This is a genomic window from Streptomyces sp. NPDC034099 (assembly GCF_055575415.1).
The window spans coordinates 159,434-181,947 of sequence record NZ_JBVISR010000012.1; the positions used below are offsets into that span (position 1 = coordinate 159,434).

The 22,514-nt window shown below is 73.2% G+C and carries 26 protein-coding genes; 4 read left to right on the plus strand and 22 right to left on the minus strand.

Annotated elements, in window-relative coordinates:
- The first annotated feature begins 1 nt into the window (after position 1).
- Positions 2-823, plus strand: coding sequence for a methyltransferase domain-containing protein (locus tag ACZ56V_RS30420; protein ID WP_468946721.1), 822 nt, complete (start codon positions 2-4; stop codon positions 821-823).
- Positions 824-877: 54 nt separating this feature from the next.
- Positions 878-1,048: a hydrophobic protein gene (locus ACZ56V_RS30425; RefSeq protein WP_030178442.1), complete on the plus strand. Its 171-nt coding sequence runs from the start codon at positions 878-880 to the stop codon at positions 1,046-1,048.
- Positions 1,049-1,082: 34 nt separating this feature from the next.
- Here ACZ56V_RS30425 and ACZ56V_RS30430 read toward each other — a convergent pair whose 3' ends face one another.
- The 13 genes from ACZ56V_RS30430 to ACZ56V_RS30490 form a co-directional block, all read right to left on the minus strand.
- Positions 1,083-1,379, minus strand: coding sequence for a gas vesicle protein K (locus ACZ56V_RS30430; protein WP_468946723.1), 297 nt, complete (start codon positions 1,377-1,379; stop codon positions 1,083-1,085).
- 1 nt (position 1,380) lies between these two features.
- Positions 1,381-1,563: a gas vesicle protein gene (locus ACZ56V_RS30435; protein ID WP_003972471.1), complete on the minus strand. Its 183-nt coding sequence runs from the start codon at positions 1,561-1,563 to the stop codon at positions 1,381-1,383.
- Positions 1,560-2,345, minus strand: coding sequence for a GvpL/GvpF family gas vesicle protein (locus ACZ56V_RS30440; protein WP_398915913.1), 786 nt, complete (start codon positions 2,343-2,345; stop codon positions 1,560-1,562). Before ACZ56V_RS30440 ends, ACZ56V_RS30435 begins: the two co-directional genes overlap by 4 nt.
- A complete protein-coding gene (locus ACZ56V_RS30445) occupies positions 2,342-2,668 on the minus strand; it encodes a gas vesicle protein (protein ID WP_104636166.1) in 327 nt (108 codons plus the stop codon). The genes ACZ56V_RS30440 and ACZ56V_RS30445 overlap by 4 nt, the downstream gene beginning before the upstream one ends.
- Entirely contained in the window at positions 2,665-3,807 is a 1,143-nt protein-coding gene (locus tag ACZ56V_RS30450) for an SRPBCC family protein (RefSeq protein ID WP_468946729.1), read from the minus strand. Before ACZ56V_RS30450 ends, ACZ56V_RS30445 begins: the two co-directional genes overlap by 4 nt.
- Positions 3,804-4,514: a DNA primase gene (locus tag ACZ56V_RS30455; RefSeq protein WP_467382767.1), complete on the minus strand. Its 711-nt coding sequence runs from the start codon at positions 4,512-4,514 to the stop codon at positions 3,804-3,806. The genes ACZ56V_RS30450 and ACZ56V_RS30455 overlap by 4 nt, the downstream gene beginning before the upstream one ends.
- The gene (locus tag ACZ56V_RS30460; protein WP_104636169.1) at positions 4,511-4,774 is read right to left on the minus strand and encodes a gas vesicle protein GvpG; all 264 of its coding nucleotides are present in this window, start codon (positions 4,772-4,774) and stop codon (positions 4,511-4,513) included. The genes ACZ56V_RS30455 and ACZ56V_RS30460 overlap by 4 nt, the downstream gene beginning before the upstream one ends.
- Positions 4,775-4,778: 4 nt before the next feature.
- Positions 4,779-5,552, minus strand: coding sequence for a GvpL/GvpF family gas vesicle protein (locus tag ACZ56V_RS30465; RefSeq protein WP_398915909.1), 774 nt, complete (start codon positions 5,550-5,552; stop codon positions 4,779-4,781).
- Positions 5,549-5,986, minus strand: coding sequence for a gas vesicle structural protein GvpA (locus ACZ56V_RS30470; protein WP_104636171.1), 438 nt, complete (start codon positions 5,984-5,986; stop codon positions 5,549-5,551). Before ACZ56V_RS30470 ends, ACZ56V_RS30465 begins: the two co-directional genes overlap by 4 nt.
- Before the next feature lie 71 nt (positions 5,987-6,057).
- Complete coding sequence (locus ACZ56V_RS30475) at positions 6,058-6,423, minus strand: gas vesicle protein (protein WP_398915906.1); 366 nt, start codon at positions 6,421-6,423, stop codon at positions 6,058-6,060.
- 65 nt (positions 6,424-6,488) lie between these two features.
- Positions 6,489-7,394 carry a non-homologous end-joining DNA ligase gene (ligD, locus tag ACZ56V_RS30480; RefSeq protein WP_398916096.1) on the minus strand — a complete coding sequence of 302 codons (906 nt, stop codon included), beginning with the start codon at positions 7,392-7,394 and terminating at the stop codon, positions 6,489-6,491.
- A gap of 26 nt (positions 7,395-7,420) precedes the next feature.
- The gene (locus tag ACZ56V_RS30485; RefSeq protein WP_398915905.1) at positions 7,421-9,268 is read right to left on the minus strand and encodes a transketolase; all 1,848 of its coding nucleotides are present in this window, start codon (positions 9,266-9,268) and stop codon (positions 7,421-7,423) included.
- On the minus strand, positions 9,265-11,061 hold the full coding sequence (locus ACZ56V_RS30490) for an NAD(P)/FAD-dependent oxidoreductase (protein WP_468946735.1): 1,797 nt from the start codon (positions 11,059-11,061) through the stop codon (positions 9,265-9,267). Before ACZ56V_RS30490 ends, ACZ56V_RS30485 begins: the two co-directional genes overlap by 4 nt.
- Positions 11,062-11,242: 181 nt before the next feature.
- On the opposite strand from ACZ56V_RS30490, the gene ACZ56V_RS30495 reads away from it, so the two are divergent.
- Positions 11,243-12,205, plus strand: coding sequence for an LLM class F420-dependent oxidoreductase (locus tag ACZ56V_RS30495; protein ID WP_398915902.1), 963 nt, complete (start codon positions 11,243-11,245; stop codon positions 12,203-12,205).
- 67 nt (positions 12,206-12,272) lie between these two features.
- Here ACZ56V_RS30495 and ACZ56V_RS30500 read toward each other — a convergent pair whose 3' ends face one another.
- The gene (locus ACZ56V_RS30500) at positions 12,273-12,803 is read right to left on the minus strand and encodes a phage holin family protein (protein ID WP_467382761.1); all 531 of its coding nucleotides are present in this window, start codon (positions 12,801-12,803) and stop codon (positions 12,273-12,275) included.
- A gap of 88 nt (positions 12,804-12,891) precedes the next feature.
- Between ACZ56V_RS30500 and ACZ56V_RS30505 the strand changes: the two genes are divergently transcribed.
- The gene (locus tag ACZ56V_RS30505) at positions 12,892-13,239 is read left to right on the plus strand and encodes a VOC family protein (protein WP_104631973.1); all 348 of its coding nucleotides are present in this window, start codon (positions 12,892-12,894) and stop codon (positions 13,237-13,239) included.
- Between the two features lie 33 nt (positions 13,240-13,272).
- On the opposite strand, the gene ACZ56V_RS30510 is transcribed toward ACZ56V_RS30505, so the two are convergent.
- The 8 genes from ACZ56V_RS30510 to ACZ56V_RS30545 all read right to left on the minus strand — a co-directional run bounded on the left by ACZ56V_RS30510 (position 13,273) and on the right by ACZ56V_RS30545 (position 22,360).
- A complete protein-coding gene (locus ACZ56V_RS30510) occupies positions 13,273-15,237 on the minus strand; it encodes a DUF5107 domain-containing protein (RefSeq protein ID WP_468946740.1) in 1,965 nt (654 codons plus the stop codon).
- Between the two features lie 97 nt (positions 15,238-15,334).
- A complete protein-coding gene (locus ACZ56V_RS30515; protein ID WP_468946743.1) occupies positions 15,335-15,907 on the minus strand; it encodes a GNAT family N-acetyltransferase in 573 nt (190 codons plus the stop codon).
- An 18-nt stretch (positions 15,908-15,925) separates the two neighbouring features.
- Complete coding sequence (locus ACZ56V_RS30520; protein ID WP_468946746.1) at positions 15,926-16,858, minus strand: S66 peptidase family protein; 933 nt, start codon at positions 16,856-16,858, stop codon at positions 15,926-15,928.
- A complete protein-coding gene (locus ACZ56V_RS30525) occupies positions 16,855-18,810 on the minus strand; it encodes a S9 family peptidase (RefSeq protein ID WP_467382753.1) in 1,956 nt (651 codons plus the stop codon). Before ACZ56V_RS30525 ends, ACZ56V_RS30520 begins: the two co-directional genes overlap by 4 nt.
- Positions 18,811-18,864: 54 nt before the next feature.
- On the minus strand, positions 18,865-20,196 hold the full coding sequence (locus ACZ56V_RS30530) for a M20/M25/M40 family metallo-hydrolase (protein WP_467382751.1): 1,332 nt from the start codon (positions 20,194-20,196) through the stop codon (positions 18,865-18,867).
- Positions 20,189-21,022, minus strand: a complete 834-nt coding sequence (locus ACZ56V_RS30535) for a M55 family metallopeptidase (protein WP_104631968.1) — start codon at positions 21,020-21,022, stop codon at positions 20,189-20,191. The genes ACZ56V_RS30530 and ACZ56V_RS30535 overlap by 8 nt, the downstream gene beginning before the upstream one ends.
- A 143-nt stretch (positions 21,023-21,165) precedes the next feature.
- Positions 21,166-21,627, minus strand: a complete 462-nt coding sequence (locus ACZ56V_RS30540) for an NUDIX domain-containing protein (RefSeq protein WP_468946751.1) — start codon at positions 21,625-21,627, stop codon at positions 21,166-21,168.
- A gap of 10 nt (positions 21,628-21,637) precedes the next feature.
- Entirely contained in the window at positions 21,638-22,360 is a 723-nt protein-coding gene (locus tag ACZ56V_RS30545; protein ID WP_398915886.1) for a methyltransferase domain-containing protein, read from the minus strand.
- Positions 22,361-22,514 lie beyond the last annotated feature (154 nt).

Consider the following 22,514-nt stretch of genomic DNA (forward strand, 5'->3'; position numbering starts at 1 on the left):
CATGCCGAAGCCGCATGAGACCGCCGTCTACACGCACGGGCACCACGAGTCCGTGCTGCGCTCGCACACCTGGCGCACCGCCGAGAACTCCGCCGCCTATCTGCTCGACTCCCTGCGGCCCCACATGCGGGTCCTGGACATCGGCTGCGGGCCGGGCACCATCACCGCCGACCTGGCGGAACTGGTTCCGGACGGCCACGTCACCGGCGTGGACCGGGCGTCGGAGATCGTGGAGCGGGCCCGGGCCACGGCCGCCGCACGCGGGCTCGGCAACACCGACTTCGCGGTCGCCGACGTGCACGCGCTGGACTACCCGGACGACACCTTCTGCGTGGTCCACGCCCATCAGGTGCTCCAGCACGTGGGTGACCCCGTGCAGGCACTGCGCGAGATGAAACGGGTCGCCAGGCCGAACGGGATCATCGCCGTCCGCGATTCCGACTACGGCGCCATGACCTGGTACCCCGCCTCCCCGGGCATGGACGACTGGCTGGACCTGTACCGCCGGGTGGCCCGCGCCAACGGGGGCGAGCCGGACGCCGGACGCCGGCTGAAGGACTGGGCGCTCGAGGCGGGGTTCACCGACATCACGACGACCTCGGCCACGTGGACCTTCAGCACGCCCGAGGAGCGGGAGTGGTGGAGCGGCCTGTGGGCGGACCGCACCGTGGAGTCGGCGTACGGGGACCGCGCCACCGGCGGCGGCCATGCGACGCCCGAGCGGCTGCGCGCCGTCTCGGCGGCCTGGCGGGACTGGGGAAAGCACCCGGAAAGCTGGTTCAGCGTCCTGCACGGGGAAATTCTGTGCCGAAAGGATGTGTGACCGACGCCTGTCCGGTGAAATCGAGGAAACCAGTACGACAGGAGGTTCAACATTATGGTTCCGCTTCTGCTCGTACTGCTTCTCGCGATCGTCCTTTTCGGCGTCGGATTCGCGGTGAAGGTGCTCTGGTGGATCGCTCTGGCGGTTCTGGTCCTGTGGCTGATCGGTTTCCTGGCCCGCGGGACGACGGCCGGCGGCGGCAGGGGCCGCTGGTACCGGTGGTGAACAAGAGGTGGTGAGGCTGCTGCCCCGGGAGTGCTCACTCCCGGGGCAGCAGCGGTCCCAGCGGCCCGAGGTCCAGGTTCAGGTCCTCGGGCCGCAGTCCGTAGCGGTCCCGCAGTTCGGTCATGCGGTCGTCGAGGAGCATCAGGGTGAGTCCGATCCGCTCCTCCTGGTCCTCGCTGAGGTCGCCCTCGTCGACGCGGCGCAGCGCCTGGCGCTCCATGAGCTGGCGCAGCAGTTCGACGACGGTCAGGACCAGCTTGATCAGGTCGCGCTCGACGGTGTCGGGTTCGAGGTCGAGGCGGCGCTTGCCGGGTTCGGGAAGTGCGCTCACGTCAGTCCCCGAACGGTGAGGGAACGTTGCGGTTGACCGAGCTGATCAGCGCGTTCAGGTCGATGCGGACCAGGTCGACGTCCGCGATGCGCAGCGTGACGTCGCCGGTGATGACGACGCCGCCGGCCAGCAGCCGGTCGAGCAGGTCCACCAGGGCGATCTCACGTCGCTCCACGACGGTCACGATCCCTCCCCCTCTGTCTCTCCGGCGAAGGAATAGGCCGCCCAGGGTCCGGTGAGTTCCACGCGAATTCCGGGGGCGTCGTCCTTTGTACGGTCCACCGTTTCGACGAATTCCTCCGATGCGTCGCGGGCCACCAGATAGGCGGCGTTGAGAACGTTCCGTCCGGCGGCGCCGGAGAGGCGGGGGTTCTGGGGCGCGTGCAGCCGTGCGTCGTCGGCCCGGTCGCACAGCCTCGCGTGCAGCCCCGTGGCGAACTCCTCGGCCCTGCTCCACAGGTCGTCGTTCGCCCGGGTCTGCCGGCGCCGCTGCCGCAGGTAGTCGCGGCCCGAGGCGGGCTTGGGCGCGGGCGCCGCCGACGCCTTGGGCCGCTCGGGGTCCGCCCGCTCCCCCTCGACGTACACCTTCACGCCCCACTCCACCCGGCCGTCCAGCCGGTCGAGCGTGCGCCGGAAGGCCTCCTCGCGCTCCTGAAGCATCACACGTACACCGCTGTCGTCGCGGAAGACGGTGGCCAGCCGGAGCGGCAGCGGGGTGGTGACGGCGGTGAGGGCGTCGACCACCTGCTGGTGGGCGCGGGCGGTGGCGGTCAGCCAGTCCAGGTCCTCCAGGCGGGCGCGCAGCGCCTCCTCGCTGAAGTCGGCCTCGGGCACATGGCTGACGACGGCGACCAGGTCGCCGTGCGGCAGCAGCCTGGGCGGGTCGCCCGCCACCCCCGTGAGCTGGGCCTGGAGGGCCGCGTCGAAGGGGCGGCAGACGGCGTAGACGTAGCGCAGTCCGGTCACGGCGCCTCCTTCGGTACGCGGCCCGGGTCCAGCTCACGCAGGCGTTCGCGGAGCGCGGCGTTCTCCCGGGTGAGTTCGTCGTGCCGGGCGCGCGAGGACAGTGCGGGGTCGCTCTCCCACCAGTCGATGCCCATTTCCTTGGCCTTGTCGACGGAGGCGACGACGAGCCGCAGCTTGATGGTCAGCAGCTCGATGTCGAGCAGGTTGATCTTGATGTCGCCCGCGATCACGACTCCCTTGTCGAGCACCCGTTCCAGGATGTCGGCGAGGTTGGCGCTCTGTCCCTGGCCGTAGGGATCGGGCAGCCGGCTGGGGGTGGTCATCGACGGCTCCCGCCCTCGGCGTCCTCGTACTCCTCACGGGACGCGTACTCGTCCTCCCCCGCTTCCTTCTCCTCCTCGGGCTCCTCGTACTCGCCCTCCGCTTCCTCCTCGTACTCCTCCTCGGGTTCGCCTTCGGGCTCCTCCTCGTACTCCTCCTCGGCCTCGCCCTCCGGCTCCTCCTCGTACTCGCCCTCGTAGGCGCCCTCGGGCTCCTGGTCCCGGTCCTGGTCGTCCTGCCGGTCCTGCTGCTGCTCCTCTTCCTCCTCCGCCACCGCGTCCTCGTGGCTGCGAACGACCTCGCCGTCGCGGATCTCGCCGCGCCAGCCGTCGTCGGCCTCGCCCTTGAAGGTGATGTGGCGGACGTAGTTCTTGAGGTCGAGCCGGGCCCGGCGGCCCTGGGCGCGCCAGATGTTGCCGGTCTTCTCGAACAGGCCCTTCGGGTAGTACTCGATGACCAGGACCACGCGGGTCAGGTTGTCGGCGAGCCGGTGGAAGCTGACGACGCCCTTGGTCGAGCCCTTGGCGCCCTCCGACGTCCACGAGATCCGGTCGTCGGGCACCTGCTCGGTGGTCTTCGCCTTCCAGCTGCGGTTGGACCAGAGGACCTTCAGCTGCCAGTCCGAGGACGTGTCGTCGGCGCGGTTGGCGCTCTTGACGCCCTTGGCGAAGGTGCTGAAGTCCTGGTACTGGGTCCACTGGTCGTAGGCGGTGCGCAGCGGTACGCCGACGTCGACGTACTCGATGATGACCGTCGGCTTCTGGCCCCCGCCGCCCTTCTTGCGGCCCTTGCCGCCCGTGAGGTTCTTGACGGCGCCGACCACGTTGTCCTTCACCTTGCCCGCGCCGACCTCGAAGGCGGCCCGCATCGGGCCCTTGCCCTCGGCGAGCTTGCGTCCGCCGTCGAGGGCGAGCTTGGCGAATCCCGGGCTGTTGCCCTCGGCGATGTCGTTGAGCTTGCCGGTGGTCTGGCCGAGTTTGGTGCCGACGCCGGTCAGCAGCCGGGTGGCCTGGGCGGCGAGGTAGTCCTGCACCTCGGCCTTGAGCCGGTCGGCCGCCTCGCTCTGCGCCACGTCGGCCAGCGGGTTCTTCTTGGCGGCCTTGCCCGCCGAGGAGGCCGCGGACCCCAGGGTGTCGCTCATCGCTCACCACCGCCCTTCGACTGCCGGGCACCCGCGCCGCGGGCGGCGCTTCTGGCCCCGGCCGTCTTCTTTCCGGCCGCCTTCTTGGCGGGCTGGGCGCGCTTCGCCGCCGCCTTCTTCGCGGGAGCCTTGGCGGCGGCCTTCTTCACGGGCGCCTTTCCGGCCGTCTTGCGCGCCTCGGATGACGCCTTCTTCGCGGGCCGCTCGCGCCGGGGCGCGCGCCGCTCGGCCGGCTCCTCGGCGTCCTCGTGCTCTTCGGCGTCCTCGCGCGCGTCGGGCTCCTCGCGCTCCTCGGCCTCCTCCGGTTCCTCGGCCTCCTCGTACTCCGAGTCCTCCGAGTCCTCGGAGTCGCGGGAGTCGTCGGATCCGACGCCGGGGGCCCGGGACGCCACGCCGGAGAGCTGGTCGCGCACCTCGGCGGTGCGGCCGTGCAGCCGGTCGGCGAGCGCGTCGATCTGCCGCTCGACCATGGCGCCCGAGGCCGCCTTGCCGACGCCGCGCAGGTCGGTGCGCAGCTGGTCACCGATCTCCTTGAACTGCGGGTTGTTCTGCAGCTGTCCGGAGACCAGTTCGGCGATCCCCTTAGGGGTCAGGTTCATCTTCTTGCCGGCCACCATGGTGCCCACGGCGACCGCCAGTTTCAGTTTCTTCGTGCGTCCCAGCAGGTATCCGGCCCCTATCGCGAGGCCCAGTCCCACTCGATTCATGGTGCCGTCCCGTTGCCCAATCCCGCGCTCGTGCGCGTAGCGGTCTCCAGCCGGTCCAGAAGCTCGTCCTCCTGTCGGTCGAACTCCTCCTCGGTGATCTCGCCGGCCTCCAACTGCTCTTCCAGTCGGGCAAGTTCGGCCCGTACCGTGGCGGGGTCGTAGTAGATCCGCTCGGCCTCGTCGAGCACCTGTCTGATGGCCCAGGCGCTGCCGCGCACCGGGGCGAACGGCAGCAGCAGGACCTCCGAGATCAGTCCCATGCCGTCACCCCGCTCCGGTGTCCGCACCGCCCGCCGCCGTGCCCGCGGGCTCGGCCGGGCCGGGCTCGACGAAGCTGTACGGCGGCAGCGGGCCGTTCACGCGGACCTCCAGGTGCGGCATCCGGCCGCGGGCCCGCTCGACGGCGGCCAGGAACTCGTCGGCCGCCTCCCGCTTCACCAGGAACGAGACGTTCGCCAGCCAGCCGGTGGACTCGGGGCCCACGCTCACGGCGTCGGCGGCGGGCTCCAGGGCGCGCTCCAGCGCGGTGGCGTCCTCGGCCTCCTTGTCCTTGACCGCGGCCGCGACCATCTCGCCGAGCTGGATCTTCGCCTCGTAGGTCCCGCCGCCCGCCTGCCTGTTGGACTCGGCGAGGGCGCGGATCTCGGGGTTGTCGGCCATCACGTGGTGCAGTACGGCCTCTTCGACGTGGTTGGCCTTGATGTTGTACTCGACCCGGCCGTCCAGCGCTCCCAGGCGTTCCGCGTAGTGTTCGGCGCGCTCGGCGAGGACCCCGGTGACCGCGGCGTCGTCGGGGGCGACGCTGCCGAACCGCATGGGCAGCACGCACCCCTCCGCGCCGATCTCGCTCAGCACGTTCTGGTGGGCGAGCAGTTCCCTGCGCTTGGGGCGCAGCCCCTCGGGCGCGTCACTGACGACGGCCGCCAGCTCGCCCTCCTTGAGGATCCGCACCTCGCGCGGCGGGTCGCCGACTCCGCCCGTGCCCTCCGGGAGCGAGGGATGCGTGGCGGCGGTGATGCCGTAGACGTACGTACTCACTCCTGCTCCTCCTTCCGGCGCGAGGGCGCGGCCTTGCGGGCGCGCGGACGCGACGACGTCTCACGCTCGGATCCGCTCTCGTCGCGGGCCTGCTTGAACGCGTCGGAGATGGTCTCGGCGGCGCCGGACAGCGCCCCCTTGGACTTGCCGCGGGCGCCGGACTCGGTCATCTCGCCGACCAGGTCGGGCAGCCCCGGGTCCTTGCGCGGCCCGGCCTCCAGGTCGAGGCGGTTGCATGCCTCGGCGAAGCGCAGATAGGTGTCCACGCTGGCGACGACGACACGGACGTCGATCTTCAGAATCTCGATGCCGACCAGGGAGACGCGCACGAATGCGTCGATGACGAGCCCCCTGTCCAGAACAAGCTCGAGCACGTCGTAGAGGCCGCTGCTGCCGCCTCCGCCGCCGGTCTGTTGTGCCGGTACGACAGTCATACCTGCTGTTCCTCCATCGTGTCGGTGATGTGGGTGGTGTTCGCGGGTGCGGGAGTGCGCCCGGCGCCGCTCTAGCGGCTGCCGCGGGAGTCGGCCCGACCGCGCTCGTAGCGCCGTACGCGCCGGTAGCCCGTGAGCTGTCCCTCGGCGTCCAGTTCCACCTGGTAGCTCGCCATCAGGCTCATGGTGTCGGGCACCCGCTCCAGTTCCATGACCTCGACCTCCAGTGCCCATCCCTCGTCCGTCTGCTCGAAGGACGAGACGGACTCGGCGGTCATACCGGTCAGCTCCGCGAGCTGGGCGCGCGCCTCGCGCAGCACCTCCATCGGCTTGGGACGGTGCGACTCCTGTGACGAATGCGACTTCTGTGATGTATGTGTCTTTTGTGAACTCTGTTGTGAGTCTTGCGAGTCGGATGTGTTTTTCGTGTTCGACATGGCCACCTCCCCCTCCGTGTGGCCGCATGTGTGTTCGCCAAACCTCGTCGAGTTGCGGAGTCCGCTCAGCCGTGCAAGGCGTTCAGGCGCCGCCGGGCGGGGCCCAGGGCCCTGGGGCGGTCCGTGAGCCCGGCCCAGGGCCGGGTGCGGGCCTGCTCGACGGCGTCCGCGATGGTCCAGCGGCGGGCGTGCAGGGCGGGGTCGTCCACTTGGTCCCAGGAGATGGGCGTGGCCACGGGGGCGCCGGGGCGGGCGCGCACGGTGAAGGGGGCGACCGCGGTCTGGGCGTAGGCGTTGCGCTGGATGTCCAGGTAGAGCCGGTCGCCGCGGTCCTTCTTGCGGGCTGCGGTGGTGAGCCGGTCGGGGTGGGCCGCGGCCAGGACGTCGGCGACGGCCCGCGCGAACTCCCGTACGTCGTCGAAGTCCTGGCGGCCGTCCAGGGGGACGACGACGTGCAGCCCGCGGGATCCGGTGGTCATCGGTGCCGAGGGCAGCTTCAGCTCGTCGAGCAGCCCGCCCAGCAGCCGGGCCGCCGTCCGCACCGCCTCGAAGTCGTCGCCGGCCGGGTCGAGGTCGAAGACCATGCGGTCCGGCCGGTCGACCCGTCCGGCCCGGGACAGCCAGCGGTGCAGGGTGAGCGCGGCCTGGTCGGCGAGGTAGACGAGGGTGGCGGAGTCGTCGCAGACGGTGTGGCGGACGGTACCGCCCTCCTTGCCGACCTCGACGCGGTCGATCCACTCCGGGTAGTGCTCCGGGGTGTTCTTCTGCATGAAGCGCGGTCCGTCGACCCCGTCCGGGTGCCGTTCCAGCATCAGCGGGCGGCCCCGCAGGTGCGGCAGCATGAACGGGGCGACGGCACGGTGGTAGTCGACGAGATCGCCCTTGGTGTACTCCTCGGCGCCCCCGTCACCGGCCGGGAACAGCACCTTGCCCGGCCGGTGCACCTCCACCGTGTGCCGTCCGGCCCGCACGGTCCGGGTGCCGTCACCGCTCCCGCTCACGGAACGATCGCCTGCTCCACCAGCATCCGTGCGGTCGCCTCGATGGACGCGGCGTCGATCCCCGCCGCGTGCAGTTCCTCCGCCGGGCTCGCGGAGCCCGGCATCGTCGTGACCGCGAGGCGCACCAGCCGGGGCACGGGCCGTCCGTCCGTGAACGCGTCCAGCACGGCGTCGCCGATGCCGCCCTCCGGGCGGTGGTCCTCCACGGTCACCAGGCAGCCGGTCTCCTCGGCGGCCGCGCGCAGGGTGGCCCGGTCGACGGGCTTGACCGAGTACAGGTCGATCACCCGGACCGGGATGCCGTCCGCGGCGAGGGCGTCTGCCGCGGCGAGCGCCTCGTGCAGGGTGACGCCGGCCGCGACGACGGTGAGCCGGTCGGCGTCGGAGGAGCGCAGCACCTTGCTGCCGCCGACGGGGAACTCCTCGTCGGGTCCGTAGATCACCTTGCTCTCGCCGCGCGAGGTGCGCAGGTAGCGGATGCCCTCCAGGCCGGCCATCTCGGCGACCAGGCGCGCGGCCTGGTTGGCGTCGCACGGGTACAGCACGGTCGAGCCGTGGACGGCCCGCATCATCGCGAGGTCCTCCAGGCCCATCTGGCTGGGCCCGTCCTGGCCGATGGCGACGCCCGCGTGGGAGCCGACGAGGTTGATGCCGGAGCCGCTGACCGCGGCCATCCGCACGAAGTCGTAGGCGCGGGTCAGGAAGGCCGCGAAGGTGGTGGCGAACGGCACCCAGCCGCGCGCCGCCATCCCCACCGCGGCGGCGACCATCTGCTGCTCGGCGATGTAGCACTCGAAGTAGCGCTCGGGGTGCTCCTTGGCGAAGAACTCGGCCCGGGTGGAGTCGCCGACCTCGCCGTCGAGGGCGACGACGTCTCCGCGCGCGGTGCCGACCGCGGCGAGCGCCTCGCCGAAGGCGTTGCGGGTGGCGATCTCGTCGCCCTGGTCGTAGCGGGGCAGCTCGGTCTGTCCGGTGCCGGTCGAGTGCAGGGCCCGGGCGTCCTCGGGCGCGTGCACCCGCACGTGGATGTCGCGGGGGCCGCCGAGTTCGGCGACGGCCTCCTCGGCCTCGGGCAGCGGCTTGCCGTGCTGTCCCTCGCGGTCCTCCACCGCCCGCACGCCCTTGCCCTTGAGGGTGCGGGCGATGATCGCGGTGGGCTGGCCCTTGGTGGACAGCGCCTCGCCGTAGGCGCGGTCGATGGCGTCGACGTCGTGGCCGTCGATCTCGACGGTGTGCCACTCGAAGGCCCGGAAACGGCGCGCGTACGCGTCGAGGTCGTGGCCGTGCCGGGTGGGACCGCGCTGGCCGAGCCGGTTGACGTCGACGATCACGGTGAGGTTGTCGAGGTGTTCGTGTCCGGCGTGCTCGGCGGCCTCCCAGATCGACCCCTCGGCCAGCTCGCTGTCGCCGCACAGCACCCACACGCGGTAGTCGGTGTGGTCGAGCCGCTTGCCGGACAGCGCGATGCCGACGCCCACGGGCAGCCCCTGGCCGAGCGAGCCGGTGGCCGTCTCGACCCACGGCAGCCGCTGCGGAGTGGGGTGCCCCTCCAGACGGCTGCCCAGCTTGCGGAAGGTGAGCAGTTCCTCGTCGTCGATGGCGCCGGCCGCCTTGAAGGCGGAGTAGAGCAGGGGCGAGGCGTGCCCCTTGGAGAGCACGAAGCGGTCGTTGCCGGGGTGGGCGGGGCGTTCGAAGTCGTAGCGGAGGTGGTTGGCCAGGAGTACGGCCATCAGGTCCGCGGCGGACATCGACGACGTCGGGTGCCCGGAGCCCGCGGCGGCGGACGCCCGTACGCTGTCGACGCGCAACTGCTGTCCGAGGTCGACGAGTTCACCGGTGTTCATGAGTCTCCTTCCGCGGCACGGCCGTCGGTGCGCTTGACGGGGCCGGGGGCGATGTCGGGTCCGGGGGGCGGCTGGTTCGCCGGGGGTTCGGGACCGGGGTCGGTGGGCGGGCCCGCGGACCGGCTCGGTCCGGACGGGGCGGTGGGGCGTTTCGCGGCGGAGCCTGCCCCGGTGCCGCGGGGTGCCTTGCCCGAGCCCTTGCCCGAGCCTCCCCGGGCGCGCCGCGGTCCGGCGGCCTCGCCCGCACGGCGCGGCTTGCCGGACGCACGGGGTGACCCGGACTGACTCCGCTTCGCCGGTTCGCCGTGCGGCTGGCCCTTCGCGGGCTCGCCGCCCGGCTGATTCTTCGCGGGCTCGCCGCCGGGCTGATCCTTCGCTGGTTCACCGCCCGGCTGCTCCTTGGCGGGCTCGCCGCCGGGCTGGCTCCTCGCCTCGTCGCCGTGGGGGCGGTTCCCCGTGGGACCGGTGTCCTTCCCGGTCCGCTCCGGACGCCCCGGTACCCGCGCTACCTCGGGCGACGACGACTCCAGCGGCACGGACCAGGACCGTACGAGACCCAGCTGTACGGCCTGGCGGGGCAGCACCGCGTCGAGCAGCCAGTCGGCGGCGACCCGCACGCGGTTGCCCGGCATCGCCGCGAGGTGGTAGCCGCGGGTGACCGCACCCGCCGCCGGGCCGGACATTGGCAGGCCGAGCGGATTGGCGGCGGCCTTGACGCCGCCGAGGTCCACGACGAACCCCAGGTCACGGTGGCGGTAGGCCCGCCGCTTGCCGATGCCGAGCGAGGCGGCGACGTTCTGGGCGCAGACCTTGCCGTGCCGCCAGGCGTGCTGTGCGGTCATCGGCGTGTACTGGCCCGGCTGGTTCAGGTCGGGCACCGCGGCCACGTCACCGCAGGCGAACAGCTCGGGCCGCCCCGGCACCTGGAGGTGGGGGTCGACGAGCAGCCGGCCGCGTTCCATGGGCAGCCCCAGGGACTCCACCAGCGGGTCGGGCCGCACGCCCACGCACCACACCAGCGTGCGGGTGTCGACGCTCGTGCCGTCGGTCAGCAGGACCCCGTCGTGCGTGGCCTCCTTGACGGAGGTACCCATCCGCACGTCGACGCCCCGCTGCCGCAGTACCCGCTCGGCGGTGCGGGAGAGCCGTTCGTCCATCTCGGGCATGACCCGGGGCGCCACGTCGAGCAGCATCCAGCGGGGCCGCATGCCGGTGCGCATCGGGTGCCTGCGGACCTGCGCGTCGGTGTACATCGCGCCGTGCGCGGCGACCTCGGTGCCGGTGTATCCCGCGCCGACCACGACGAACGTGCACCGCGCGGCGCACTCCGCCCGGTCGTCGGCCGCCGCGGCGAGCTCCACCTGCCGGGTCACGTGGTCACGCAGGTAGAGCGCCTCCGGCAGCCCGCGGAAGCCGTGGGCGTGTTCGGCGACGCCGGGGACGGGCAGCAGCTTGTTGACGCTGCCCTCGGCGAGCACCAGCCGGTCGAAGGGAAGGGTGCCCTCCTCGCCCTCCGGGCCGGTGTAGTGCACGGTGTGCCCGTCGAGGTCGATGCCGTCGGCCTCGCCGAGCACCAGCCGTACGTGCGGCAGCGTGCCCGACAGGGACACGCTGACCCGGCGCGGTTCCAGGATTCCGGCGGCGACCTGGGGCAGCAGGGGCAGGTAGAGGAAGTAGTCGGTCGGGTTGAGCACGGTGATGTCGGCCTGGTGCCGGGTGAGCCGGGACAGGGTGCGGGCCGTCCGGTACCCGGCGAAGCCGGCACCGACGATCACGATGCGGGGTCGGCTCACGGTTCGCCTCCGGGCTGTCGCGTACCTCGTGAGCCTTCCGCGTCCCCTGGGCCGGGGCACCCAAACGTCCGCGCGCGGGCCGCGGCACGACGGCGCGGAAGCCGCCGCCCGCCGGTTTCCGGCCCCGCGCCCGGGTACCCGGCCCCGGAACCACCCGCTCCCTGTCCGGAGGCAACCCCCCATGCCCGAATACGGTTATTTCCTCTCGTGCGAGCAGTACGGTCCCGCGGAGCTGATCGAGCAGGCACGCATGGCCGAACAGGCCGGCTTCCAGGCGCTGTGGATCTCGGACCACTACCACCCCTGGAACGGCGAACAGGGCCAGAGCCCGTTCGTGTGGTCGGTGATCGGCGCGCTGTCCGACGCGGTGTCCCTGCCCGTGGAGACGGCGGTGACCTGTCCGACGGTGCGCATCCACCCGGCGGTGGTGGCGCAGGCCGCGGCGACCAGCGCGGTGATGACAGACGGCCGCTTCCGGCTCGGCGTCGGCACCGGCGAGGCGCTGAACGAGCACATCTTCGGCGACGCCTGGCCGGCCGCGCACGTACGCCTGGAGATGCTGGAGGAGGCCATCCTGATCATCCGGCGGCTGCTCACCGGTGAGGAGGTCAATCACCACGGCACCCACTACACGGTGGAGAACGCCCGCCTGTACACGGTGCCCGACGAGCCGGTCCCGATCGACATCTCGGGCTTCGGCCCGGCGGCGACGAAGCTGGCGGCCCGGGTCGGCGACGGCTACATCACGATGATGCCGGACGCCTCGATGGTGGAGCAGTACCGCAAGGGCGGGGGCGGCGGGAAGCTGGTCAGCGGGGGCACCAAGGTCTGCTACGACACCGACAAGGACGCGGCGGTGCGCACCGTGCACCGGCTGTGGGCCAACGAACAACTGCCCGGCGAGTTGAGCCAGGTGCTGCCCTCGCCGAAGCACTTCGAACAGGCGCAGACCCTGGTCACCGAGGACATGGTCCGCGACAACCGGGTGTGCGGCGACGACGTGGACGAGCACGTGGCGGAGCTGAAGCAGTTCGCCGACGCCGGTTTCGACCGGGTCTACGTCAACCAGATCGGCCCGGACCTGCGCGGCTTCTTCGACCTCTACCGCACCAAGGTGCTGCCGCAGCTCCAGCAGAGCGCCTGACCCGCGGCGCACAGGGGTACGCCCGCACGGATGCCGTCCGTGCGGGCGTACCCCTGTGCGCGGCCGGTCAGCCGCGCCCGCGCTTGTTCTCGGGGTCGACGTCGTCCCGGCGCCGTGCGGCGGGTCCGGTGCCGCCCGGTGCGGGAGTGCCCGCGCCCGGGGCGCCGGTCGCGCCGCCCGCACCGCCGGGCGCCACGGGTGGCATCGGCGGGTAGGGCACGCCGAGTCCGCCCGGCGGCGCGGCGGGCGCGCCGCCTCCGGGAACGTGGTCGTGCCCGGTGCCGGCTGCCCCGCCCGGCCGCGACGGGTGCGGCCGGGCCGCGCCCCGCAGCAGATACGCCGCGACGCCCAGGAGGGCGGCCGTGATCAGCGCGGCGGCCCAGCCCGGGAGGACGAGGGCCAGCGCCAGCCCCACGGCGAGTGCGACGGCGGCGCCCGCGTACAGGGCGGCGGTGCCGGACGCGGCGTACAGCGTGGCCTTGCGGCGCTGCCTGCGGGTCTGTTCACGCAGTTCGTCGCGCACGGTCTCGCGTGCCACCTGCGCCAGTTCGTCGACCAGTTGCCTGTCCAGGTGTTCCAAGTGATCCATGCGGTCCATGTGTTGCGGGTACCCCCGGGCCCGGCTTCCATGGCCGGACAGCCGGACGGGGAGTGGGCGTCCGGCGGTTCCAACTAGGCTCGTCCTCATGGACATTCTGGGAGCCACACTGCGCGTCTACGTCGACGACCTGGACAAGGCGATCCCCTTCTACGAGGGCCTGGCCGGCGGCGAGGCCCTTCGCTTCGAACGCGGCGGCGTCCAGGTCGCCGCCGTCGGCTGCTTCCTGCTGATGAGCGGGCCCGAGTCCCAGCTCGAGGTGTTGCGCAAGGTGGCCGCGACCATCGCCGTGTCGGACGTCGAGGAGACCGGTCGCGTACTCGGTTCCCTGGGCGCCGACATCATCGCCGGACCGGTCGCGACGCCCGCGGGCCGCAACCTGATCGCCCGGCATCCGGACGGGGCGATCTACGAGTACGTGGACCGGCAGCAGTAGGGCCCCGGCCCGTCACCCGGGGCCGGGCGGGGCTCACTCCCCGTCCGGCCACATCCGGAAGTCGTAGCGGGCCGGGAGCGGTGCGTCGTCCAGCCTCGCCCACAGCAGGCCGATGCTGTCGGCGCCCTCCCTCAGGTCGGCGACCTCGAAGCCCTCGTCGAACACGGCCCGCGCCTCCTCGTGCCGGCCCTCCGCGGCCAGCAACTCGCCCTCGGTCAACCGGAACCGGCCGCGGGCCCGCGTCCCGGGGTCCAGCCGCTCCCACACGGTCCGGGCGTCCTCGGTGCGCCCGACCGCGAGCAGCGCCCCGATCGCCTCCCGCCCCAGCGCCGCGGTGACGGCCGCCCACCCCGCGTCCCCTTCCGCCGCCGCGTCGGCCCGGCGTGCGCACAGGTCGTCGAAGGCCACGGCGTACCGGTCGGCGGCGCGCTCGCGGTGGCCGTCCTGCTGGTCGGCGACGGCGAGGCAGCGCAGCAACGGCCATCGGTCCGCGGCGGATTGGAGGCCGCGCTCCCAGCTGCGCACCGCCTGCGCCCGGTCGTCGCCGTGCCACTGGGCGACCCCGAGGTGGTACTCGGCGAGGGGGGTGGCGGCCGTGGTCTCCAGCATGTCCCGCCAGGGCCGGGCGACCAGCGTCCCGCCGGGCGGCTCGTGGTGTTCCGGTTCGGGCAGGGACCCGGTGCGCAGCAGGTGCAGCCAGGGCCGCTGTTGCTCGCCGAGGGTGTCCTCGTCGAAGGGCGTGCCGGGCAGCTTCCAGCCGGCCCGCAGCACTTCCAGCGCGCCCCAGCCGGACCCGGTGGCCAGGCGCTCGCCGGGCTCGGTGTCGGCGTAGGGCCGCCAGGCGTCGTACGCGGCGTCGACGTCGGCCCTCGGCAGCGCGGCCTCCAGCCGGTCCTCGGCCCGGCTCAGCACGGTGTGCCAGTCGCCCTCCGGCGTGGCGTCGAGCGGCCCGTACGCCTCCAGCCAGGACAGCTCGCTCTCCGCCTCCAGCTTGACGTGTTCCAGCTGGGTGCGGACGAGTCCGGCCTGGATCTCGCAGTAGCCGCCGGTGCCGGGCTCGGTGAGCCACTCCTGCCAGCGGCGTCCGCCGGGTCCGGTGCCCCACACGAACAGCTTGCGGCCGCGCAGCAGGTCGGTCGAGGTCTGCACCAGACCGTGGCCGTCCTCGTCGAGCGCGGCGATCCAGCGGCGCCGGTCGTCCGGCACCTCGTAGAAGTAGTCGGCGGCGTAAATGCTGTTCAGCGGATACGTGCGGTCGACGCCGTCGTACTCCGGGACGGGCACCCTGCGCAGGCGTCGTTCATAGCCGAAGTGCCAGGCCTCGTCGGCGGGGGCGAGGACGCGGCGGTCCTCGGGGACGGCGATGTTGGACCACCAGTAGGTGGGCACCGGGCGCTCGTGCGGGTTGCGGACGCGGGCGCCGACGTAGAGGAAGTCCGAGCCTTCCGGCAGCCACAGGTCGACCTGGAAGGGCAGGTCGCGCAGTCGCTCCCACTCCCACAGGCGCAGCATCTCGCCGCCGTCGGGGGCGGGGACCCGGGCGGCGTGCACGGGCGAGCAGGACAGGGTGGTGTGGCCGGTGGCGCCGATGTTCCATTCGATTCCGCCGGAGAACCAGGCGCCGTTGAGGGCGAAGTTGGCCGGCTGGAGCACGGGGTTGACGTAGAGGAGTTCGCGGTCGGTGGGCTTGTGGCGGAGGGAGGCGACGCGTCCGCCCAGGCCGGGCAGGACGGTGGCCCGCAGCCGGTCGTTCTCGATGACGAGCGCGTCAAGCCCGCGCGGTGCGCGCTCCCGGTCGTAGCCGTCCCGGACCTGGACGGGCAGCAGGCTGCGCAGTGGCTCGTAGTCGACCTGGCGGGCCATGTCGCGCGGCAGGCCCGCCCGGTCCCGGTCGTCGATACGGTGGGCCTCGTCCAGGGGGCGCAGCGGCGGCAGGGGGTTGTCCGGCCCCAGCGGCGCGGCGGGCAGGGTCAGTACCTCGCGTCGGATCGTCGTCACGGTTCCCCATGGAAGCCGCTCCCCGGCGCGGTGAACAGGGGCTCGGTCGGCCGGACCGGGGCGACGTGACTCACGTTTGAACCGTTGGGGCGCGGGGCTACCGGACGGTCTCGGCGGTGATCGCCCAGCGCTGGTGGTCGCGCCAGGCGCCGTCGATGTAGAGCATCCTCGGCGAGAAGCCCTCCAGGTGGAATCCGCAGGCGCGGGCCAGGGCGATCGAGGCGGCGTTGCCCGGCTGGACGTTGATCTCCAGCCGGTGCAGGCGCATCGGCCCGAAGGCGTGGCGCACCACGAGGCCGAGCCCTTCGCGCATCAGCCCGCGGCCCGCCGCGTGCGAGAAGACGCCGTAGCCGAGCGCGCCGCTGCGAAAGCCGCCCTCGACGATGTTGTTGATGTTCACGAACCCGGCGATGGAGCCGCCGGGCTCGCTTCCGGAGGCCGCGTCCGTGTCCTTCTCGCACACCAGGAACCCGGCCTTGGTGCGGTCCTCGATCAGCCGGCCCGCGTAGGCCTCGTACGCCTGGACGCTGTCCGGCGGAAAGAGCCACGGGTGGTGCAGGTCCTTGCTCTGACGGGCCCGTTCGGTGAACTCGGCGCCGTCCGCGTAGGTGAAGTGCCGGATGCCCACGCGCGGGCCCTCGGCGAGGTGGCGGGACGGGGTGTGCGGCATGGGATCAGCCTACGACGGTCAGCGCAGCGCGGGCGCCTCCAGCGTCAAGGTGCCCGCGTCCGCGTCGAGTTCCGCCGGCACGCCGAACGGGACGGTCAGCGCGCCCTCGCAGTGCCCGAACCCGAAGTCCTCGGCGACCGGCACGCCGAGCCCGCCGAGCCGGTCGGCCAGCAGGGGGCGCAGCCGCTCGTAGGGCTCGCACTGGGCCCAGGAGCCGAGCAGCACGCCGCCGACCCCGCCGAGCCAGCCGGCGCGGAGCAACTGCGTGAGGTAGCGGTCGATGCGGTACGTCTCCTCCCCCACGTCCTCCAGGCACAGCAGCCCGCCGCGCGCGGAGGGCCGGGCGTGCGGGGTGCCCAGGTCGGCGGCGAGCAGGGCGAGGCAGCCGCCGAGGGTGACGCCCCGGGCCCGGCCGGGCACCAGCGGGGTGCCGCCCGAGCTGATCACCCGGACCATCTCGGGGTAGAACAGCGTGGCCCGCAGGTGCTCCTGTGCCCGGGTGTTCTTGAGGAAGTCGATCCCGGCCGCCATCGGCCCGTGCAGGGTGACCAGGCCGAGGCGGGTGGCGAACGCCTCGTGCAGTGCGGTGATGTCGCTGAAGCCGGCGAACACCTTGGGACCGGCCGCGCGCATCGCCTCCCAGTCGAGCAGGTCGGCCATGCGCTGGACGCCGTACCCGCCGCGGGCGCACAGCACCGCGTCCACGGCCGGGTCGCACCAGGCGGCCTGGAGGTCGGCGGCCCGGTCGGCGTCGGTGCCGGCGAGGTAGTCGAAGGTGCCGTGCCGGTCCAGGACGTGCGGCGCCACGACCGGGTCGAGGTCCCAGCCGCGCAGCACGTCAAGGCCCGCCTGGAGCCGCTCCTCGGGGACGGGCCCGCTGGGCGCGACGACGGCCACCCGGGCGCCGGGGGCGAGCCGGGCCGGCCGGACCAGCTCTCCGACCCGGCTCACCGGGTCAGCTCCAGGGCCGGGACGCCGGGCGGGGTCAGCCCGAAGACCTGGGCGTAGAGGGAGAGCTCGGCCTCCAGGGCGCGCACCATGGTCTCCGCGCGGCGGAAGCCGTGTCCCTCGCCCTCGAAGGTGAGATAGGCGTGCGGCACGCCGCGGCCCGCCATGCGGTCGAGGAACCGCTCGCACTGCACGGGCGGGCAGATCACGTCGTCCAGTCCCTGGAGGAGCAGGAACGGGGCGGTGACGCTCTCGGCGTGCTCGGCGGGCGACCGCTCGGCGTAGCGGTCCGGGACCTCGGCGTACGGGCCGATCAGGCTCTCCAGGTACTGCGACTCGAAGTCGTGGGTCTCCCCGGTCCCCCAGCCGGTCAGGTCGAGGATCGGGTAGATGATCGTGCCGCAGGCGTAGACGTCGGTGGTGGCCAGCGACGCGGCGGACGTCCAGCCGCCCGCGCTGCCGCCGCGCACGGCGAGCCGCTCCCGGTCGGCGGTGCCTTCCTCGGCGAGCGCGAGGGCGACGGCCGCGCAGTCCTCGACGTCGACGACGCCCCACTGTTCGCGCAACCGGTTGCGGTACTCCCGCCCGTGCCCGCTGGACCCCCCGTAGTTGACCTCGGCGACGCCGATGCCTCGGGAGGTGAAGTAGGCGATCTCCAGGTCGAGGACGAGCGGGGACCGGCTGGTGGGGCCGCCGTGCGCCCAGATGACGTACGGCGGCAGCTCGCCGTCCGGGGCGCGGCAGCCGGGGTGGTGCGGCGGGTGGACGTGGGCGTGGATCTCGCGTCCGCCCGGGCCCGTGAAGGTACGGATCCGCGGCCGCGGGTAGTACGCCGGGTCGATGGCGTCCTGGTGCGGGGCGCCGATCACCCGGGCGCGGCCGGTGCGGGCGTCCAGCTCGACGACCTCGTAGCCGCTGCGGGGGCCGGCGCCGACGCCGACGACCCTCTCCCCGTGCGCGGCGAGGGCGGGCGCGAACTCGGTCCAGGGTCCCGCCGCGTCGACGACCTCGCCGGTCTCGGGGTCGAGTATGCCGAGGACGGCGGCGCCCCGGCCGTGCAGGACCGCGATCAGGCCGCTGTCCAGGGGCGCGAACCAGCGCTGTCCGAGCTTCCACAGCGGCCCGCCGAACTCCTCCTCGCGGGCGCACAGCGGCCGCCCGTCGCGGTAGAGGTTCCACCAGCCGGTGCGGTCGGAGGCGTACAGCAGGGTGCCGTCCGGGGCCCAGTCCGCCTGGGCGATCGACTCCTCGGGCCCACCGGCGACGGTCCGGGCGTCGTGGAAGACGCCCTCGGCGCCGACATCGGCGACGATCAGCTCGGTGCCGTCCCAGGGCATGCGCGGGTGGTCCCAGGCGAGCCAGGCCGCGCGGCGCCCGTCGGGCGAGAGGCGGGGCCCGGTGACGAAGCGGTGCCGCTCGGGGGTGAGTTCGCGGACCGCGGCCCGGTCGTCGGTGGCGGAGCCGTCCAGCGGCACCGCCACCGGGACGCGGCGCACGTCGGTGGGCCCCTCGCCGGTGAACTCCTCCAGGACGCACCACACCTCGCCGCGCTCGGGACGCGGGTCGGGCTCGATCCAGCGCAGTCCGCCGCCCACCGGGGAGAGCGGTGTCAGCGGGCGCGGCTCGCCTCCGCCGGGGGTGAAGACGTACAGCCGCTGGTCGGCGAAGTTCACGAAGGCCACCAGCGGGCCGGCGTCGGTCGTGGCCGCGCCCCACGGACGGCCGCCGTACTCGATGACGCGGCTGCGTACGTTCCACGGTGCGGGCAGCACCGGCTCCTCGGTGCCGTCGGCGTGCCGCCGCACCAGGGTGCGCCGCCCGCCCTCGGTGGGCCGCGGCGCGGTCCACCACACCTCGTCACCGACGAAACCGACGTCGTCGGGCCGTCCGTCGTGCGCGGCGGCGAGGGCCGCCTCGACGGGCGAGGGCCACGATCCGTACGGCAGAGTCCGCACTGACTCCCCCACTTCTCCTCCAGCTGCTTGCTCGTCCGGGCGGTGCCCGGGTCTTTACGCGGTGCGCAGGAAACGGTCCAGGACCCGGACTCCGAAGTGCAGGGCCTCGACCGGGACCCGTTCGTCCACACCGTGGAAGAGGGCCTGGTAGTCGAAGCCCTCGGGCAGCTTCAGCGGCGCGAAGCCGTACCCGGTGATGCCGAGCCGCGAGAACTGCTTGGCGTCGGTGCCCCCGGACATGCAGTACGGCACCACGTGCCCCTCGGGCGCGAACTCCTCCACCGCCGCCCGCATCCGGTCGTACGTCGGCGAGTCCACCGGCGCCTGGAGGGCGGTCTCGCGGTGCACGAACTCCCAGTCCACGTCCGGCCCGGTGAGCCGGTCGAGGGTGCTGCGGAACTCGTCCTCGGCGCCGTACAGGAACCGTCCGTCGACGTGGGCGACGGCCTCTCCCGGGATGACGTTGACCTTGTACCCGGCGTCCAGCATGGTCGGGTTGCTGCTGTTGCGGACGGTGGCCTCGACCAGTTTCCCGGCCTCGCCGAGCTTGTCCAGCAGGGCGTCGACGTCGCTCAGGTCGGCCTCGATGCCGTACACGGCGGCGATCTCGGTCAGGGCCGCGCGCACGGTCGGGGTCAGGCGCAGCGGCCACTGATGGTCGCCGATGCGGGTGACCGCGGCGGCGAGCCGGGTGACCGCGTTCTCCCGGTTCACCTTGGAGCCGTGCCCGGCCCGCCCGCGCGCGGTGAGCCTGAGCCAGCCCGTACCGCGCTCACCGGCGGCGATGGGGTAGAACTGCCGCCCCGCGCCGTCGTGGAAGGTGAACGCCCCGGACTCGCTGACGCCCTCGGTGCAGCCCTCGAACAGGGCGGCGTGCCGGTCGGCGAGGAAGCCGGAGCCGTCCTCGGCGCTGGCCTCCTCGTCCGCGGTGAACGCGATCACCACGTCCCGCCGGGGCCGTACGCCCCGCCGGGCCCAGTCGCGGACGACCGCGAGGATCATCGCGTCCATGTTCTTCATGTCGACGGCGCCGCGGCCCCAGACGACGCCGTCGAGGATCTCCCCGGAGAACGGGTGCACGCTCCAGTCGGCGGCCTCGGCGGGCACGACGTCCAGGTGACCGTGGACCAGCAGCGCGTCGGCCGACGGGTCGGTGCCCTCGATGCGCGCCACGACGTTGGTGCGGCCCGGGGTCCGCTCCAGCAGCGTGGGCTCGATCCCGGCCTCGGCGAGCTGCGCGGCGGCGTACTCGGCGGCGGGCCGCTCCCGGCAGTCGCCGCCGCCCCGGTTGGTGGTGTCGATCCGGATCAGCTCGGAGGTGAACCGGACGACCTCGTCCAGCGCCTGCTCGCCCGTGTCCGGTCCGGTCCCCGTGTGCTCAGCCATACTGCTCCTCCACCGCCGCCGAGACGATCGTCGTGACCGCCTTGAACGTCCGGATCGCCTCGAACATCGTGTCGTGGGTGTACGCCACCTTCCGCTCCCCGACCTGCGCCACACCGGGCACCACGGTCGCGGCCGCCGCCAGGTGCTCGGCGTCGAACTCCAGGGCGAGGGTGAACGGCCCGCCGCTCACCGGCTCGTGCCGCACCGCGAGCGCGGTGGCCTCCTTGGCGGCGGCCCGGATGTCGGCGGCGGTCCTGGCCGGGGTGCGGCACACGGCCGCGTACCGCGACACATGGTCCTTGACCGCGACCTTGCGCGCCTCGGGCGCGTACCCGAGCGCGTCCTCGCAGGCCACGTCGTCCCCGGTGACCAGCACCACCGGCACTCCGTACTCGGCGACCACGTGTGCGTTGAGCAGACCCTCACTGGCCCGTACGTCGTTCAGCCAGACGCCGGTGAGCTGGTTGGCGAGGTAGGTGTGCGCGAGGACGCCCTCCATGCCGGCGCCCGCGTGGTACCCGATGAACGCGATGCCGTCCACGTCCCCGTGCTGGACGCCCTCCACCATGGACAGCGCCTTGTGCCGCCCGGTGAGCATCTCCGTGCGCTCGTCGAGCCGCTCCAGGAGGAGGTTGCGCATGGACCAGTGCGCCTCGTTGACCAGCACCTCGTCGGCTCCGCCGTCGAAGAAGCCCAGCACGGCCGCGTTCACGTCCGAGGTGAACATCGACCGGCACCGCTCCCACTGCGGCGTCCCCGGCAGCACGTCGGCCGGCCAGGTGACACCGGTGGCGCCTTCCATGTCGGCGCTGATGAGGATCTTCATGGCTCGAACCGTACGCGCTGCCCGGCCACCTCTGCCAGGGCTGTGGATAACCATCGGTGGTCTGGACCACTGAAGGGGCCCGTACGGCCCCCCGTACAGCCCCCGTACGGCCCACGATCAGCGCTTTCCCGCGGACGGGACCGTCAACTCCACGGTCCGTCCGGCACCAGGGCGTCGAGGACCGCCGACAGCCGCGGCGGCTCGACCGGGTCCGCCCGGGAGCCCAGGTCCGGCCACGCCGTCCAGGCGTACGTGTCCAGAGCGGCCTGTTCGTCGGGGAGCAGGCCGGTCCGCACCAGCGGCGGTCGCTCGTCGGCGAACTCGGCGACGAAGAACTGCTCCGTCCCGATGTACCGCTTGCCGTTCCACCGCACGTCGCGCTCGACCGGCACCGACCGGTCGAGCACCGCGGCCGGGTCGAGCCGGGTCTCCTCGGCCGGCTCGCGCCGCGCGGCCGCCAAGGGCGTCTCGCCCGGCTCGATGCCGCCACCGGGTGGCTCCCGGAGGTACGTCCCGTCGAACGGGTCCCGCCAGCGCAGGAGCAGCAGGCGGCGGACGGCGTCCAGACAGAGGACCCGGGAGGCGGGCCGGTGCGTCGAATCCACCGCCCCGATGCTAGGCGACGCCGGCCACCACCCACGTCGACGGCAGCTCGATGCGCGTGCCGTCCGACGTGTACTCCGTGGTGAACAGCGGGAGTTCGCCGCTCGCCAGGACGGTCAGTCCGGCCGCACGGAGGTACTCGGGCACCGCTTCGTCGGGGACGGCGCCGGGGGTCAGGCCGTGGCGGAGGACGGGGGCGAGTTTGGCGGGCGGTCCGGCGGGCCCCTGGGCCAGGCCCGCCAGGACGGACTTGGCCGCCTGGGAGGGCTCGACCAGGAAGGCGCGGCCGCGTTCGCCGACGAGCGCGGCGAGGGCGTCGGCCAGGGGCTGCCGGTCGTCGGGCTCGCACTGGTGCAGGACGCCCCGGACGTAGACGTTGGCGTCGCCCAGTTCCGCGTGCAGCGTCTCGGCCTCGGCCTTGTCGGCGGCGTCCAGTTGCCGGTACGCGGCCAGTCCGGCCGGGTCGGCGTGGCGGGCGTGGGCGAGGGCGGCGGCGGAGAGGTCGGCGCCGACCACGTGCGGGAAGCGTTCGGCGAAGTAGCGGGTCTGGGTGCCGTTGCCGCAGCCCAGGTCGATCAGCGGCAGGGTGGCGTCGGTCAGGTGCGGTTCGAAGTGGGCCAGGTGGCGACCGGCGGTCAGCGTCGGCTCCGCGTCCCAGAACACCGCCCCCCGGTCCCCGGAGGCCTCGCTCCAGAAGCCCTCCCAGGCGTCCCGGTACCGACTCGTCACGCTCATGCCCGTCTCCCCAGGTGCGACGACGTACGGCCCGCCGACGACGACGGGTCCGTACGGTGTACCGCGCCCGGCGCACACCCACAAGCGCCCGGCGCATTCCTTCACCAGCCGTTCGCGCCGGGCGGATTCGGCCCCCCGCGGTACCGGGCGTACC